12 protein-coding genes are annotated in these 17,904 nt (G+C 45.6%); all 12 read right to left on the bottom strand.

Annotated elements, in window-relative coordinates:
- Window positions 1-788: 788 nt before the first annotated feature.
- The 12 genes from WJR50_RS26045 to WJR50_RS25995 all read right to left on the bottom strand — a co-directional run bounded on the left by WJR50_RS26045 (window position 789) and on the right by WJR50_RS25995 (window position 17,841).
- Window positions 789-2,627: a sensor histidine kinase gene (locus WJR50_RS26045; protein WP_341296243.1), complete on the bottom strand. Its 1,839-nt coding sequence runs from the start codon at window positions 2,625-2,627 to the stop codon at window positions 789-791.
- 1 nt (window position 2,628) lies between these two features.
- Window positions 2,629-3,750: a sensor protein KdpD gene (locus tag WJR50_RS26040; protein WP_341296242.1), complete on the bottom strand. Its 1,122-nt coding sequence runs from the start codon at window positions 3,748-3,750 to the stop codon at window positions 2,629-2,631.
- A 12-nt stretch (window positions 3,751-3,762) separates the two neighbouring features.
- Window positions 3,763-4,866: a porin gene (locus WJR50_RS26035; RefSeq protein WP_341296241.1), complete on the bottom strand. Its 1,104-nt coding sequence runs from the start codon at window positions 4,864-4,866 to the stop codon at window positions 3,763-3,765.
- A 118-nt stretch (window positions 4,867-4,984) separates the two neighbouring features.
- Complete coding sequence (gene kdpC / locus WJR50_RS26030; protein WP_341296240.1) at window positions 4,985-5,542, bottom strand: potassium-transporting ATPase subunit KdpC; 558 nt, start codon at window positions 5,540-5,542, stop codon at window positions 4,985-4,987.
- A gap of 51 nt (window positions 5,543-5,593) precedes the next feature.
- On the bottom strand, window positions 5,594-7,633 hold the full coding sequence (kdpB, locus tag WJR50_RS26025; protein WP_341296239.1) for a potassium-transporting ATPase subunit KdpB: 2,040 nt from the start codon (window positions 7,631-7,633) through the stop codon (window positions 5,594-5,596).
- A gap of 17 nt (window positions 7,634-7,650) precedes the next feature.
- A complete protein-coding gene (kdpA, locus tag WJR50_RS26020) occupies window positions 7,651-9,351 on the bottom strand; it encodes a potassium-transporting ATPase subunit KdpA (protein ID WP_341296238.1) in 1,701 nt (566 codons plus the stop codon).
- Window positions 9,352-9,354: 3 nt separating this feature from the next.
- Complete coding sequence (gene kdpF / locus WJR50_RS34250) at window positions 9,355-9,432, bottom strand: K(+)-transporting ATPase subunit F (RefSeq protein ID WP_445223491.1); 78 nt, start codon at window positions 9,430-9,432, stop codon at window positions 9,355-9,357.
- Window positions 9,433-9,719: 287 nt separating this feature from the next.
- Window positions 9,720-11,057, bottom strand: coding sequence for a sigma-54-dependent transcriptional regulator (locus tag WJR50_RS26015; RefSeq protein WP_341296237.1), 1,338 nt, complete (start codon window positions 11,055-11,057; stop codon window positions 9,720-9,722).
- Between the two features lie 708 nt (window positions 11,058-11,765).
- Window positions 11,766-13,487: an arylsulfatase gene (locus WJR50_RS26010; RefSeq protein WP_341296236.1), complete on the bottom strand. Its 1,722-nt coding sequence runs from the start codon at window positions 13,485-13,487 to the stop codon at window positions 11,766-11,768.
- 14 nt (window positions 13,488-13,501) lie between these two features.
- Window positions 13,502-14,368, bottom strand: a complete 867-nt coding sequence (locus WJR50_RS26005; protein ID WP_341296235.1) for a phosphoenolpyruvate hydrolase family protein — start codon at window positions 14,366-14,368, stop codon at window positions 13,502-13,504.
- 122 nt (window positions 14,369-14,490) lie between these two features.
- Window positions 14,491-15,720: a Tm-1-like ATP-binding domain-containing protein gene (locus tag WJR50_RS26000; RefSeq protein WP_341296234.1), complete on the bottom strand. Its 1,230-nt coding sequence runs from the start codon at window positions 15,718-15,720 to the stop codon at window positions 14,491-14,493.
- A 48-nt stretch (window positions 15,721-15,768) separates the two neighbouring features.
- Entirely contained in the window at window positions 15,769-17,841 is a 2,073-nt protein-coding gene (locus WJR50_RS25995; RefSeq protein ID WP_341296233.1) for a CehA/McbA family metallohydrolase domain-containing protein, read from the bottom strand.
- Between the last annotated feature and the right edge of the window lie 63 nt (window positions 17,842-17,904).

Raw genomic sequence — 17,904 nt, 5'->3', positions numbered from 1 at the left:
TCGTCTTTCTTTTTTCATATCAGCTAAGTTAAGTGAATTACGCTTAACTCACTGTCCAGTCAAATGTAGCAGGTCCAATCCTATTCAAAAAAGCTTCCTTTTCATCTCCTCCCTCCTACTCTACTTTTTAAAGTTGATTGGAAAGATTTAGCTTCTGAATTTACAAAAATAGTCCAAAAGGTTATGAAATAGAAGAATCCTAAGCTGATGAAAACTTGAACGGATACGGGTGGATAAAACTCTTGAAGAGCAGGACTATATTTTTGTGGGCAGGTCTGAAATTGAAGCTTTGCTATCAAATTGCTCTACCTAATAGTTTATTGCCAATTGCTATAAGGTCACGGAGGCCAATTTGTCTAATCGGGCGAAGTTCGCTGAATTAAGAAGAACCATATTAAGAAAGCTAGCCAATAGAAAATTACGAAAAACTACCCTAGGGTATAACCCTGAGGAATTTACTTGATTAGTAGTAGGTAAGGAAAGCTAAGTCTTCTCTTGCATTTTATCTAAATGTGAATTTGGTTAATGATAGCAATGGCGGTAAAATATATATTACCTACCTCTTCATATACCATAGTCCAAACATTCAAGTAATACCCATTGAAGTTGAGATACTCAAATATATATTATCTCCACTTGAAGAAGATAATATCAGCGGCAAAGCAAAAGCTCCTCCAGAATACCGATTATACAAATGACGGTAAGAGACAAAGGTTTTTTGCCCTTCATTTTCTTTTATTTACCTAAAAAAGCAAAGAGATACTTCCAGAAAAGCTACTCATCGTTGTTCATATATATTCATAGATTTCAGCTTTTATGATAGGAAAGCTTATCCAGAATATACTTCCCTGTCCTTCCTCGGATTGTACTCCGATCTGTCCGTACATGGCCTTGACAAATTCTTTGGAAATGGCTAGTCCCAAACCTGTGCCTTCACTTTGCTCATCCTGAATGCGGGAGAACTTTTCAAATATTCTTTGCTGGTTTGAGGGTGATATACCAGGACCTTGATCTTGTACTTTAATCTTGATATGTCCGTTGTCCTGTTGTGCACCGATGATGATATGGCTGTTTTCAGGAGCATAGCGGATCGCATTGGTCAGGAAGTTGTTCAACACCCAGACCGTCTTATGGGGATCCACTCTGACTAAACCCAAGGGTGAAGCAATAATTTTTTCTATTTGGAGATGCTTATCGTTGAGAAAAAGCTTTACCCCTTCAATAGCTTTGTCAATAAGCTGTACAGGATCCACAGCCACTCTGCTCACATCAATGGCGCCGCTTTCAATTTTGGAAAGATCCAGAATCTCACGGATGATATGCTGCATCCTTTCATTGTTCTCACGGATGGTTGTCAAAAGAGAGGCCTGTTCCTCATTGAGTGCACCTATTTTAGTATTTTGAAGGAGGTCTGCACTCATCTGTATCGCTGCGGTAGGCGTTTTGAGTTCATGCGAAAGTGTAGCCATAAAGTGCGTCTTGGCCTCATCTCTTTCCGCAAACTCGGTAATATCAGTAAGCATCACCACATGACCGATCAGCACCCTGCGGCTCTCACCTGTGGGTTCATCCACTACATCTACTACCTGTTTGGCAAAGAGTTTTTGCTGGTCATTTTCCACAGCTTTGATGGATGTAAATTCTTGCTCTTCCCATTCATCAACGCCAATCATCAATTCACGGATCAGGCTTTTTAACAGATCATTTTTGACTGCGATGTCTGGCGCGTACTTCCCAATGATCTTTTCCCTGTTCATGTTCAACAAGTTCAGCATGCGGTTATTGACAAAAATGATAAACTTGTTTTCATCCAGGCCCAATGTGGCTTCGTGCATCTGGTCAATGACAGCATCCAGACGTTTCTTCTCAAAAAGCAGACTGGAAACATTCGTTACCTTGTACTCCTGCAACTTGGCTGCCATACTATTGAAGGCCCGGGCCAGGTCTCCCAGTTCATCGTATCGGTTGTGGGGAACTTTAGTTTGATAATTTCCCAGACTCACTTCGCGTACCGCCCAGATAAAATCTTTGATAGGGCGGGTGAGGACCTTGGGAAAACCCACCGTAAAAAAGATGCCCAGCACACAAGTACACCCTACCAAAATAGTCATGTAGAGTACTACTTTATGGGCTGTTTCAACCGCCTGCTCGTTTTCCTTTAGCAGCGCATCCTCATTGACTTCATAGATTTGAGCCGCCTGATCTTTAATGTCAAGTATCAAGGGCACTAACTCACTGCGGATAGCGGTACGCGCAATCTCTGTAGTGTTGGAGGTAAGCCTGTCCTGAAGTTGCTCATACTTCCTGATCAAATTGGAAGTAAGAGAATTTTCTCCCATTTCAGTAATGTTTTCCTGTTGAAGATCAAGTCGCGCTCTTCCTTCTTCAAGTAAAGTATTCACCTGCTTCCGTGTCTCATTGGTAGGAGAAGCATTCAATTGTCCTAAAAGCTCGTCCAGCGTATTGTCTAGCGCATGCATATAGGTAAGTGTACGGTAATTGTCCTGAATGATAGCCTCTGTATCCTGGGCCAGCCAGCGCAGATAATAGCTTCCTAGTCCGCCCACAGCCAGAAGGACTAAGAATACCGCAGCAAAAATGAGGGTAAGCTTTGTTCTGATTTTCATATTAAAATACAAGTATAATATCTATGGTCGTGTCGGCTACTTTCTTAAGCAGCTTGTCAAAATAGTTTTTACCGGTAAGCTGCCTGTAAAAACTAAAACTGGGTCTGCCCAGTACTATGTTTGTGATTCTCTCCTGCTGGGCCACATCAAAGATTGTCTGAGGCACATCCGAACTTTCTTTCTTGATCACTCTGGCTCCCTGTTTGGCAGCCCATTGCAGGTTCTGTAGTAACTTACGCTGGTCCGAAAGCTTGATTCTGTCCGCATGTTCGCGGGGCGTCTGTATGTACAAAACCATCCATTCGGCCTGATAATGACTGGCCATTCTGGCTGTTTTTCTAAGAATCTTTTTTCCCCCTTCGTAATTGGTGCTGATGCAGGCCAAAAACCTTTCGGTGGGCGGACGAAGACTCGTAGGTACATTCTGAGATATTTTTTTTTCTACCTGTATGGCTACCTGTCGCAGGGCAAGCTCTCTGAGCTGTAAGATTTTATCAGGCTGAAAAAAGTTATCCAACGCTGCCTGTATACGGTTATTGGGATAAATTTTGCCGGCTTCCAGGCGCTTGATTAAATCTTCAGCGGGTAAATCTATGTTGACTACTTCATCTGCATAAGTAAGCATCTTATCGGGTATGGTTTCTTTAACTTCTATTCCAGCCAGATCTTTGACTTTATCCACCATACTTTCCAAATGTTGTACATTAAAAGCGCTAATTACATTGATTCCGGCATTGAGCAATTCAAGCACATCCTGCCAGCGTTTCTCGTTCCTGCTACCCGGAATATTGGTATGGGCCAGTTCATCTACCAGCACGATTTCCGGTCGTATGCTTAAGATTTCTTCCAGATTCATTTCTTCCAGTTCGTGGCCTTTGTAGAAGATTTTTTTTCTGGGTATTGTTGGGAGCCCCTCCGTCAAGGCTATGGTTTCTTCCCTGGCGTGAGGTTCAATGAAGCCGATTTTGACATCAACTCCTGCTTTGAGCAATTCATGGGCTTCCTGCAACATGCGGTAGGTTTTGCCTACACCGGCGATCATTCCAATGTAGACTTTGAACCTGCCCCGGCGCGATTTTTTGATCAGTTCAAGAAAATGTTCCGAACTCTGCGGCTCTGTCATGGATCATCTTTCTTAAAAATTCACCGCCAGTGAAGTGACTACAAAAGTATTTGCGTCTGTATAATTTCCTCCTGATGCAAAAATGTCATCCGGGCTATTAAAATGTCTGGCTTCTATTCTGAACATGGCGTTTTCTGTCACCTCATAGTCCAGGTTCAAAGAGAGACCCAGTGTTCTGAAGCCAGCCGGAGCACCATAGTCAATGATCACTCCCTCTTCATCGGCATAGTATTCTGCCCGACCAGCCAGGTAGAGTTTTTCATCCAGTTGTACACGGGCAATGACAATAGGCGTGTACCATGTATGGTAGGATGATCCATTTTCAAGACTTTCCTGCGTACCTATATCAAATCCAGCCACCATTTCCAGCAATGCTGAAGGCTGCCACTGCGCATAAATGTTGTTGAAGTAGCGCATCAGTCTGTTGTCATCAGGGGTATCGCTGCCAATGAAGGTGCTCCAGTTGATGCTGAATGCATCTGTAGGATGGTAGTTTAGCTGCGTGCCCACTCCCGGTGTCTGGTTGTCATCTACCCTGGCGATCCTTTGCCAGCCATTGGTGACCAGGGCAGCCAGCGTAAGACTTTCGGTAGGATCATAGGTAAGCTTGGCACCACTCAGAAAGTAAGGCGAATTCTCGGCCAGCAGTGATCTTGTCAGCGTCAGGTTCTCGGTGGAAATGGCACTTTCAAAGCCGATATGCGAAGGAAAAATACCGGCATCCAGCCAGAGGTTATCCTTGTCATTGAGGGCTACGCCTACATTAGCCTGGAAAACATGCTTGAGCAGATCTTCTTCCGCACTATAATTGTCCTGCGCATAAGTACCCGCCTGAATAGCCAGATTGGCTCTGATTTTATCTCCGGTATAGGAACCACTGATCAGACCCAGGTTGAGGTTAAATTCATTGTGGCGGTTGTGGTTGTACAGAAAAGGCTGACGGATGTGGTTGGCAGGCTCGTTGAAATCGTAGGCGTAATAGACGTCCACAAAACCTTCCCAGCGGAAGCCCTGCTGTTCTTCCTCCTGTGCCTGCACCAGGCCTAAGCTGCAAAAAAAACTCACGATTGCTAAAAGTGTCTTTTTCATTTTGGTATACTCATTAGCGTGTTTCATTGGTTAATATTCCTTTGTCTTTCTTCACTAATCATTTGTTCATTGTTCCGTTCTACGGCGGCTCTACTCATTACTCATGACCTCAAATTTTAAATTTGAAATGTTTAATTTTCAATCATCACATTTCATCCAAAGCGAGGTTGATTTTCAACACATTAATATAGTCGCCCGGACCAAACAAGCCCAGCAGCGGTTTTTCTATGTGAGCATCAATAAGCTGATTCACAGTCTCCGGAGAAACGCCTCTCACTTCGGCTACTCTCTCGGCCTGTATTCTGGCGGCTTCCACAGAAATATTAGGGTCCAGCCCTGAACCTGAAGCAGTAACCAAATCCACGGGGATGTCTTCTTTGTTCAGTCCGGGATGGTACTTCATGAGGCTGTCCATACGGGCTTTTACCATGTCCAGATATTCCGGATTGGTGGGGCTTAGGTTAGAGCCTCCTGTAGAAGAAGCGTCATAATCTACTGCCGAAGGTCTTCCCCAGAAGTACTTCGGGCTATGGAAAGCCTGTCCTACATTTTCGTAGCCGACCAGCATTTCACCTCTATAAACGGGCAGCCCATTGGCTCGCTCGGGCATCAGTTGTCCCACACCTACCATAGCCAGGGGATAAAGTACGCCAAACAAGAGTAGCGTGCAAAATCCTAATACAACGATTGATTTTATATTCATTACTATTAAAAATTACAAATTGAAGATTGAAAATTATTCATTACTCACTAATCATGAAACCATGAGTGATACCAGCAAATCAATGAGCTTGATACCGATGAAAGGCAGAAGGATACCACCCAACCCATAGACCAGCAGATTGCGGGTAAGTAGAGCGGAAGCTCCGATGGGCCGGTATTTCACCCCTTTGAGTGCCAGTGGAATCAGCAGCGGAATGATGATGGCATTAAAGATCACTGCCGATAATATGGCCGATTCAGGGCTAGACAACTGCATGATGTTGAGTGCATCAAAACCAGGAATGGCTACCGCAAATAGTGCCGGAACAATGGCAAAGTACTTGGCTACATCATTGGCAATGGAGAAGGTTGTCACATTTCCCCGGGTGATGAGCAACTGCTTACCAATCTCTACTACCTCCAGCAGTTTGGTAGGGTCATTGTCCAAGTCCACCATATTACCGGCTTCTTTGGCGGCCTGCGTTCCGCTGTTCATGGCAATGCCCACATCGGCCTGGGCCAGTGCCGGTGCATCGTTGGTTCCGTCACCCATCATGGCCACCAGCTTTCCTTCCTCCTGCTCTTTGCGGATGTAAGACATTTTATCTTCCGGCCTGGCTTCGGCAATATAGTCATCTACGCCCGCCTGTTTGGCAATGTAGGCAGCAGTCAGCGGGTTATCACCGGTTACCATAACTGTTTTGATACCCATTTTGCGCAGGCGGGCAAACCTTTCCTGTATACCCGGCTTGATGATATCTTCCAGCTGAATGACACCCAAAGGTTTGTTGTCCAGCGCCAGTGCCAGGGGTGTACCTCCGTTTTCTGCAATGGCTTTGACCTCTTTTTCCATCTTCTCCAAAGTGCCATTGGCGTTTTGCGACCATCTTTTGATGGCATCCCAGGCCCCTTTTCTCAGCTTGCTTCCGTCGGCAAGGTCTACGCCGCTCATGCGGGTCTGGGCAGAGAACTTCACAAAGTTGGCTTTTGCCATCTTTGACTGATCTATTTGTGTACCTTCTTTCTCTGCCAGTTCTATGATGGACTTCCCTTCCGGAGTATTGTCGGAAAGTGAACTCATCACACACAGTTCCATAAACTCCTGGGCACTCACGCCATCGGAAGGAATGAAGCGGGTGGCTTTGCGGTTGCCAATGGTAATGGTTCCTGTTTTGTCCAGCAATAAAGTATCAATGTCGCCGGCGGTTTCTACCGCTTTACCGGACTTGGCAATGATATTGGCCCTCAGGGCTCTGTCCATTCCCGCAATCCCAATGGCGGATAGCAGTCCGCCGATGGTCGTAGGAATCAGACACACAAAGAGCGAAACCAGGGCAGCCAAAGTAATCGCTACCTGCGCATAATCTGCCAGAGGTTTGAGGGTGACCGTGACTATCAGGAAGACCATGGTAAAGCTGGCCAGTAAAATCGTCAGCGCAATTTCGTTGGGCGACTTCTGCCGGTTGGCTCCTTCTACCAGCTCTATCATCTTGTCCAGAAAGCTGCTGCCTGGCTGGGAAGTGACTCTTACCTTGATCTTGTCAGACAGCACTTTGGTACCGCCAATCACCGAATTCTGATCGGTATCGGCTTCGCGAATGACAGGGGCGGATTCTCCTGTAATGGCCGACTCATCTATGGAAGCCAGGCCTTCAATGATCTCTCCGTCGGCAGGAATGATGTCTCCGGCTTCCGCCACATAGATATCGCCTTTTTGGAGCTGAGCAGAAGAAATCTCTTCAACCATTTCACCTTTCAGCCTCTTCGCTTTGGTATCCTGACGGGTTTTGCGCAGGCTGTCGGCCTGGGCTTTGCCTCGGGCTTCGGCAATGGCTTCAGCAAAGTTACCGAAGAGTACGGTGAGTAACAGCAAAATGGTAATGACCGTATTATATCCCGGACTGCCCAGCGTGGCATCTGTCTGCAGGGCAGAAAGTACAGTCACGATCAGCATGATGAAGGTACCAATTTCTACGGTGAACATCACCGGGTTTTTGATCATCAAAGCAGGATTAAGCTTGATGAACGAATCTTTGAGGGCCTGATTCACCAGGGCTCCGGTAAATAAAGATGTATTTTTATGCTTGCTCATCTTAAGATGCTTTTTTATTATTTAAAGTAAGCCAGATAGTCAGCTATGGGACCCAATGCCATGACTGGGAAGAATGCCAGGGCTGCTACAATCAGAATGACAGATACCAGTACGGCAGCAAAGGCAGCACTTTCCAGTTTGAGACTCCCTGCGGTTTGGGGCACTACATTTTTCGCAGCCAGAGATCCTGCAATGGCCAGTGGTCCAATAATAGGGATAAAGCGTCCCAACAGCATGGCCAGCCCGGTAAGTATATTCCAGAAACCTGTATTGTCTCCCAATCCCTCAAAACCAGAGCCGTTGTTGGCAGATGCCGAGGTGAACTCATAGAGCATCTCTGAGAGTCCATGATAAGCCGGGTTGTTGAGCCAGCCTATCTCGGGGTTTTCAGTCCATGTATTGGCAGCAATGGCAGTGCCTACCAGGATCAGCAGCGGATGTAAAATCACGACCAGAGCAGCTATTTTCACTTCCCGGGCTTCAATCTTTTTGCCCATAAACTCAGGCGTACGCCCTACCATCAGGCCGGAGATAAAGACTGCCACAATCACAAAGACGAAGAAATTGATGAAGCCCACACCTACCCCTCCGTAGATGGCGTTGATGAACATATCCAGCAGGAAGATACCACCGGATAAAGGTGTGTGGCTGTCATGCATGGAGTTGACTGAACCGTTGGAAGTAGAAGTGGTGGACACGCCCCACATGGAGGAAGCCGCCGGTCCGAATCGTACTTCTTTGCCTTCCATATTCGGCTGCTGACTTAAGCCCAATGTTTCCGTAAAAGGAGCATTGCCGCCAAACTCTTCAGAAGCTGAGATAGCCACAAAACTGATGAACAATATGGACATCACACCAAAAAACATCAGTGCCATTTTTCTCCTCTTCAGATAAAAGCCAAAGGCAAAAACCAGCGCCATAGGAATAAGTAAAATAGCTATATTTTCAGCGACATTGGTCAGGTAATTAGGGTTCTCAAAAGGGTGCGTAGAGTTAGGTCCGAAAAAACCGCCTCCGTTGGTTCCCAACTGTTTGATCGCTACCATTGGAGCCGTAGGACCACCGGCCACCAGTTGCGTATCGCCTTCCAAAGTGGTTACTTCCTTCAGCTCCTGAAAATTGGTGGTAGAACCATTGAAAGTCAGGATCAGAGAAAGGATGATTGCCAATGGTAACAAAATACGGGTATTGGACTTCAGGAACAGGTTCCAGAAGTTACCGAGGGCAGAGACGGATTTGTTTTTCAATGCCTGAAACAGCAACGCACAGGCGGCAATACCGGTAGCCGCACTGACAAACTGCAGCCAGCAAAAGACCAGCAACTGGGTGAAATGTGAAGCGCCTGACTCACCGGAATAATGTTGCAGGTTGGTATTGGTGGTAAAACTTACGGCGGTGTTGAAAGCCAGAGTAGGTTCCCAATTGCCCAAACTCACGGGATTCCAGAAAGGATGGAAGCCTTGCAGTACCAGGGCCAGGAAAGCGAAAAGAAACATAAAAATGTTCAGTCCCAGCAGGGCTTTCATGTTTTCTTTCCAATCCATGGAACGGCTGGGGTTGATGCCCGAGATGCGAAAAAGAAAAATTTCCACAGGACTCATAAAATCTGACCAGGTTTTTTCTCCCTGGAAAATTCTGCTGATGTATTTACCCAGCGGCCAGGCCAGTCCTGCCGAAAGCAGAAAGATCAATACGATTCCTAAAATTTCTGTAAACATGGTTTAAAACTTTTCGGGTTGAGTGATGGCATAAAAGAGATAGCCAAAGACCAATAGGGTCAGAATGAGTAAAAGTGTCATAAGCTTAGGGATGAATGAGTTCGTCAAAAAATTCTACCGTCTTGGAAAGAATGGCGAAGACGGTCAGCGCCAGCATAATCATTAAGACTGATCCGAGAAATTCCATAGTCATTCAGTTTTGTTGATGACTACAGAGGCCAAAGCTTATGCCCGACAGAATAAAAAAATCTCACATTAATATAAATCACTGAAAATCAGCGTATTAAAATAAATTTTTTTGAAATACTTAGGAATGACTTTTCTTTACACCCTTCGGATTCCGAAAGGTTTTGCAGAATCCGAAAGGTCTACATGCCGTATTCTTTGAGCTTACTGTAGAGGGTGGTGAGGCCGATGTCCAGCAGTTCGGCAGCCTTGGTTTTGTTGCCTTGGGTGTACAGCAACATATTTTTGATGTGCTCTTTTTCCAGGTCTTTGAGTTTGAATACACCTGTTTGTATTCCCGGCTGTTGCTGTTTCAGAAAATCAAAAGGAAGGTCTTTGCTTTGCAGCTCGTTTCCGTCCGCCAGGATAGAAGCACGTTCTATGACATTGCGCAGCTCCCGTATGTTGCCCCGCCAATGGTGCTGCTGCAAAGTCTGCATAAATACGGCAGAAGCCGTCAGTTGAGGTTTGTTGAGTTTGATGCCAAACTGCCTGATGAAATACCGCGCCAGTTCCGGAATATCTTCCTTTCTTTCGTCCAGCGAGGGAAGCTGAATCTGAAAAACCGAAAGGCGAAAAAAGAGATCTTCACGGAAATTTCCTTTTTCAATCTCTTCTTCCAGGTTCCGGTTGGTGGCAGCAATGAGCCGGATGTCTACCTTTTGCGCTTTGGTATCTCCCACCTTGAGAAAAGTACCGTTTTCCAGTACCCGTAACAATTTGGCCTGCAGGTCCTGGGGCATCTCTCCTATCTCGTCCAGAAATAAAGTGCCGGTATGGGCTTCTTCCAGCAAACCTTTTTTATCGCGGGTGGCTCCGGTAAAAGCGCCTGCTTTGTGACCGAACATTTCACTTTCCAGTAAATCTTTGCCAAAGGCACTACAGTTGACAATGACGATGGGATTAGCCCTGCGCTTACTTTCGGCATGGATGGCCTGGGCAAAAACTTCCTTTCCCGTGCCGGTAGGCCCGCTGAGCAGCACCGTCGTATCCGTAGCGGCTACTTTCTTCGCCATGTCTTTGGCTTGCTGCAGGGCCTGCGACGGACCCAGAATCTGCTGAAAACCATGGCTGCCCCTGATCTTCTGTTCCAGCTTTTGAAGCTTGAATTGCAGTTGAGCCTTTTCCGCCGCTTTGGCCAGGAGCGGGATAATCTTAGCCTGATCATCTCCTTTGACGAGGTAATCAAAAGCTCCGTTCTTCATGGCCTGCACGCCATCCTGTATGTTGCCGAAAGCCGTCAGACAAATGACCTCCGTTCCAGGCGCACGTTTTTTGAGTTCAAGGGTAAGGTCTACTCCTGTGATATCGGGAAGTTTGATGTCGGTAAGTACCACATGAAAATCCTGCTGATCCAAGAGCGCAAGACCGCTACGTCCATCCGTAGCCGTCTGTACCTGATAGCCTTCCAGTTCCAGGGTACGGGCCAGCAGATTTCGGATATCCTTTTCATCATCAATAATCAGCAGACTGTATTGCATAAGCGCTAAGGTAAAACATCGTTCTGATCCTGCTAAGCTATGAAGATGGATCACATAAACCAGCGATTGAAAAATTATCTAATGAGTTAAAGTAAGGAGAAACGCATTTTGCCTGACTAGATAGGATACTAATTTGTGAAGTGAAATTTTGATCTAAGGCGACTTACGGACAAGACCTTAAAAACAAAACAGGCTCTCCCGCTTATTCTGAGCATATTGGTTTTTTACATTACTATTTCCCCATAAAATGCTTGAGAAAAAATCCCAAAACCCATCAGAATAGCATAAATAATTCGGTTACCATCCTAAGTTTATTTTTTTAATATACTGATTTTCAGTATTTTACAAATAATATTCAGGAGCATCACTCTCTGAGAGAGCCCTGAACCCAAAGCAAATTTTATAGCAAAACCCTTCAAATTTTATGATTTTGAAGGCCTTTTTTTCTCCAAACCTGACCGAATAGACACAAATCTTACGGTAACCTATTTTAGCGTATCAATACTATTAAATAAGCCAAAATGATATAGTCGTAGGAATAAGCTTATTATCCAATTTTCCTGGTAGTAAGAAGTTTACCCTGTTCAATAAAGATAAAACTTTTAATGCAGGCCTGTTTTTAGTGATTAGGCTGAAGCGATTAATCGGTATTCATGCTCGTGGAAGCACGAAGCCTGAGGTTAAGTTTTAAACCTACCATTAAGAAAACTAAGGTTTAGGTAGTACCTGATTGGCCTGTGCCCACTCCTGCCATAGGCTATCCAACTCCTGCACCACCTCAGGATGTTGGTCTGCCACATTAGTGGTTTCCGTACGGTCTTCATTGATGCGGTACAGTTCCCACGGACTTTCTGTATTCAGCGCCACCTGCTTCCAATCGGCTGTGCGGACATAGCGCCCACCCATATGCTCATTAAAAAGTGTCGGGTGACCATCGCGTTGCTCTCCTTTGAAGATGGGGGCCAGACTCATTCCATCCATCGGAGTGACAGACTGATTATGATATTGGTTTGGATATTCGGTCTGAGCCAGATCCACAAAGGTAGCCATGAAGTCCATCACATGCCCTACCTGATTCGTCACGCTTCCTTTGTCGGCTGTAATGCCTTTTGGCCAGTAAGCGATCATCGGCGTATGCACCCCCCCTTCAAAAGACTGCATTTTCCAGTAGCGGAAAGGCGTGTTGGCTACGTTGGCCCAGCGTTGCCCAATAGAAGTAAAGGTGGTCTGAGGGCCAGGCAGTACTTCCTTATCCACCGGATAGGCAATTTCTTCACCGCTACGCGTTTCACTGGGACGATCAAAACCGGGACCATAACGCATGCAATCTTCCGGGCTGGCACCGTTGTCACTCAAAAAAAATATCAAGGTATTGTCCAGTTCTCCGGTTTCACGAAGAGTCTCAATGATTCTGCCTATGCCCTGATCCATGCGGTCAATCATGGCAGCATGTACGGCCATCGCCCGGGCATCCCACTCCTGATGCGGATTGTCTTCCCAGGCCAGTTCATCCTCCCAGCGAGCAGAAAAAGGATACAAAGTAGAATCAATCAGACCCTGAGCCACCATGCGCTGGTATCGGGATTTACGAATAGCCTCCCAGCCCTCAGTATAGGTGTTCTCGTATTTTTGAATGTCCTCAGGTAAAGCATGCAGGGGCCAGTGGGGAGCCGTATGGGCTACATAAATGAAAAAAGGGTTTTCCTCCTGACTAAACGCTTTGATATAGGCTGAGGTACTGTCATTGATCGCATCGGTATGGTAATAGTCTTCAGGTACAGTTTTTACAGCCTCAGTGCCATTTACCAGACTAAAAGGATCAAAGAAATCCACGACTCCCCAGATATTGCCATAATATTTTTCAAATCCACGACTGACAGGATATTGCTCTACTGGTGAAAACTCAGGATAAAAAGCCTGATGATTCAGCCAGTCCAGTTGCTCCTGTGGGTCTTCCTGCACTATGGTATTGGATACATGCCACTTGCCTACCATTCCGGTACGGTAGCCTGCATCCTTCAGCACTTCCGCCAGTGTAACCGTATTTTCTGTCAGGTACCCGCGGTAGCCTTCCTTACCGGTGTCGGTGGTCATCCCTCCTATACCGGCCTGATGGTTGTAGAGTCCGGTAAGCAGAGAAGCCCGGGTGGGACAGCATCGGGAGGTATTATAAAACTGGGTAAAGCGAAGACCGTTTTCTGCCAGATAATCCAGGCTGGGCGTCATGACTTCTCCCCCAAAACAACCGGCATCCGAAAAGCCCATATCATCGGCCATGATCAAAATGATGTTGGGACGCTCATCTTCTACATCTTGAGTTTTAGTAGTATCATCTGAAAAAGCGCTAATGCCAAACACTCCCATCAGTAGTAGTAAAGCTAAAATTATGGCATTATTAGTCATGAGTGTTGAAGCCGTGAAATTTCTCATATCCTATCCGCCCATTAATTCTTTTTGAGCTCCAAAGCTTTAAACCTTTTGGTGAGGTCGGTTAGCGATTGTTCCACGCCCATCCTTTCCAGAGAGGAGGCGCCTACAAATCCCTGGGCATCTGTTTTATCCAGAATTTCTCGCACATCTTCCGGGGTGTTAATCGGTCCGCCGTGGGTAAGGAAAAATATATCAGGGTTAACTTCTCTACCGGCTTTCATGATGGCTTGGGTCCTTTCTACCGCATCATCCATGGTGCAGGACGCTTCAACCACGCCTATGGACCCACCTACGGTAGTCCCGACATGGGCAATGATTGCATCAGCACCTGCTTCAGCCATCTGCCGTGCTTCTTCAGGCTTGGCTACATATACGATAGAGAATAAATCCATTTTGGTAGCCAGGCTGATCATTTCCACTTCCTTTTCAAAGCCCATCCCGGTCTCTTCCAGCACATTTCTGAAGTGTCCGTCTACAATAGAGTGCGTGGGAAAATTATTGACTCCTGAAAAGCCCATGTCCTTTACTTTTAGCAAATGATGCCACATTCTGCGGCGAGGGTCGGAACCATGTACACCGCAAATCACAGGAATCTCTTCTACCACCGGCAATACCTCAAACTCCCCGATTTCCATGGCTACAGCATTGGCATCTCCATATGCCATCAGACCGGCGGTGGAGCCATGCCCTGACATCCGAAAGCGGCCGGAATTGTAGATGATAATCAAATCCGCTCCTCCTTTTTCTATAAATTTGGCGCTGATGCCCGTTCCGGCTCCGGCAGCAATAATAGCTTTATTCTGATCAAGTGTTTTTTGTAAACGGTCCCTAACTTCTTGTTTGGTGTAAGGATTTCCCTTACCTGTCCATGGGTTTGGCATAATTGAAAATCTATTGGTTCAAATACATTTTATGTAAAAAATTTTCTCAAACTATTTAAAAAATAAGCTGGAATCCTAAGCAGTATATTAACTTCAGCATGCTTGTGATAAAAATATACGCTTTATTTTTCTCTCATCTTCATCTCCTGCAGGCTATTGACAATGTATGCAGAAAATTTTTGATCGTTGATGTGTGCATCTACTTCTGTTACTTTTACCGGGGCATGGCTATGCTTTTTGATGGATTCAAACAAAGCCTGATCAGCTTCTGGTTGGTAAAAAACGCCGCCTTCTGCATCTATTTGTGAAATCCCTTTAGTAGGTAACAGAATGGTAACCGGAGCAGTAGATTGATTTACCTTTTGGGCAAGCTTTTCTCCCAGTATTCTGTTTTCTTCTTCGTTGGTTCTCATCAAAGTTACATCGGGAGCCCAACTGTATAGCTTACGCTCTTTATATTTTTTGGGCACTGTATCCATTTGGGCAAAATTCACCATATCCAGACATCCGGGAACCACTACCTGCGGGATTCCCATTTCAGCAGCCGCATTCAGGCGATCAGGGCCAGCACTACATATTCCCTCGCATAGATCATCAGCCAGTTCAGTGGTGGTAATGTCCAATACCGCATCAAAAAAGCCTTCCCGTATCAGAGCTTCCATGGTTTTACCTCCTGTGCCATTGGCATGAAAAGTAAACACTTCATATCCCTGCTTTTCCAGTAACTTAATACATTGATCCACACAGGTACTTGTATTGCCAAACATACTGATGGCAACTTTGCCAGTGGTAGCCTGGGCATCCAAAGATTGGACTTTAGCCATTGCGCAAATAGCTGCCGCTGCCTGCCTCATCAAATGTTTGCTAATACTGTTGAGTCCTGCCACATCCACTATGGTCGGCATCAAAGTAATATCCTTACTTCCCATAAGGCGAGATACATCTTTGGAGGCTAATGTAGATAAGCAAAGTTTGGGGATTCCCAAACGTATTTCTTTCAGTGCGGCAAGTGCAATATACGTACCTCCTCCCCCGCCCATACCAATCGCCGCTTTTATTCCTCCTTCCTGCATGAGCTTAGAAACCAGCCGGGCGACTCCTTTACCCATGATCTCCACAGCATGTCCGCGGTCAGCTTCTTCTCTCAGGTTCTCCAGGCTAAAGCCTGCCTCCAGGGCTACCTGCTCTGCTTCAATATCTACGGGGAATTTTTGTGTAGTTCCAAAAACACCGGTATTAATGGTTTTAATTTGTTCTCCCTGTGAAAGCATGCATTCACGCAGAAAAGCAAACTCTTCTCCCTTGGTATCAAAACAGCCAAGCATCAATATGTATTCTTTAGCCGCAGGCATCTGTTTTATGCTTAAATGAAAACTGAATTTACATCTTTTTTTTGACCTTTACTCAAGCCAGACTATCTGGGTAAAGGCTCCATTAGCAGCTACATCCCAAACTTCAAACCTTACCCACTTTCTATTCTTCAGCTTTGTCTTAAGATTGAGCGCTTTGCTTCCAAAAGCCTGGGTATCGTGCAAATCTATTCTTTCACGGTACACTTCCTGACCATCCCCGGAAATGATTTCGGCATAATGTAGCGGAAATGTCCATTCCATATCTACTTTGACCTCTGCATTACCCCTGCTGTCTAATGTCAATACCTCACCTGATTTTTTACCGTTGACAGAAAAAGTTGGCAGCAAAATTTCTCCGGTACTTACAAAAAACTTTCCGGTTTGTATGGCATCCAGTACCGGCTGCCAGCCTTCCTCAAACTTAGGTAGTTCATCCAGCTGGAGATAGTTGACGTTCAGATGACCGTACAATTCATAGTCTGGCTCTATTTTAAACAGATCTGCTTCGGCAATGACATACTTTTTCTGTCCCCAATTTGCCATATCATCCATCAGATCAAGGACACGCTTACCCATTTTGGGCTGAGATAAATCAGCAGGCATCGCCTTCCAGGCTGCTCCCAGAAAATGATCTGACTTATAAAATGATTCGTGTTTGTATAGGTCCGGAAAGCCGGTAGATCCTTTGATACGGGCATGGGCTGTCCAGGCCAGTCCCTTTTCCTCTTGCAGCAACTGCATCATGTCTTCTTTACTGCCGATCCGGTAGATTTTGCCATAGGTGGGGTGTTCTTCTGTAAAAGGCAAGTCGGGCGATCGGGACATTACCCAGTATACAGGTTCTGGAAATATATTCATCCAGTGGCCGCCGAAAAAATTATTAGGTTCTTCACCGGGAAGAAGCAGGAAGTCGCCTCCAGAAAGCCTTTTGCACTCATCAAACAATAGCTTAAGTTCTGAAAAACGCTTGATCTCCGGCCCCCGGGGACTTCCCGGTCCATGAAACTCCCCGAGGTGTACGATATTCACTCCTGTGTTACGAAACGCTTTTACAAAACCCGGAATATCAGGCAGTGGCTTATGGGTAAGCACATCATCAGTATGCTCGGTATGAAAATGACTTGACATGGTGTAATAGCCGGGGAGGGGTTTGTAGGTATCGTTGTGGGTAAACTGCTTCACCTTTTCCAGCACTTTCCCATCTTTTTCTGTACTGAGCAGACAAAAGAAACTCAAACGTTGCTCCGTATTGGGAGGCGCATTGAACCAGGGTACCCACCTTCTATCTCCCAGCGGTTCATGCCGTATGCCTATCCCGTAATCGGGAATCATGTTTTGGTAGTTTTTACCATACCAGACATGCTGCAGGTTATAAGCATTATCCAGCGGATAAAAGTATTGATGGGGAGCCGGAAATACCGCGATACTACCTTCTTTACTTTGTCCTATGATGGTACGATATTTTACAGCTAGGTGCTGGCTTTGTGCACTTTCATCTACTTCCGAATCCTGTAAATACCCTTCCGGATCAGCCCACCAGACTTCCTCCCAGGAGGATTGCCGTACCAGCCCTGCATCATAAAGCAATGCTACAGAATCCTGTTGAGTGACCATCACCGCCTCCACCTTTACCAATGGGCTGCCATTGTACAAAGTGAATGCTACTGCCCCCGTAAAAGGGCCGGCACTGGCGCCATCTATCTGGATATGGGTACGCGCTCCCTGACTGGTGAGCTTTACATTCTTTTTGTCAAGTTTCAGTGGATAGGTTTGGTGAGGAGCGTGGGGTGGATTGTCAAAAAAAATCGTCCAGCCTTTTCTCTTTTCCAGATCTCTTTTTCCTACTGTAAGTAAAAAAACAGGATCTACATCAGCAGCAATTTCATAGGACTGATCACTTTTTGTAAGGGCTATGCTCTTCAGTAAAGTATTTTCTTTCTGTAAATCAATTTGTAGTCTACCCATTGCATTTTCACCGGCAGGCCAGGAAACCTCTAACAATTGATCCTTTACAGTCGCAAGAGCGTCTCCTTTTTTGTCAAAAGATGACAGATCTACGGGTACCTGGGCATAAGCAATATTGCCGAGCAGTAAAAATAATAGGAGGGTGTATTTTTTCATGTTAGCAATAATTGAGTCGGGAAAAGCTCTTTTAGGAATTGGTTGTTGTATACATGCAGTGAT

Source organism: Catalinimonas locisalis (genome assembly GCF_038039535.1).
Taxonomy (GTDB): domain Bacteria; phylum Bacteroidota; class Bacteroidia; order Cytophagales; family Cyclobacteriaceae; genus Catalinimonas.
The sequence above is the reverse complement of the archived record's forward strand: the minus strand, read 5'-3'. Positions and strand labels throughout refer to the sequence as shown.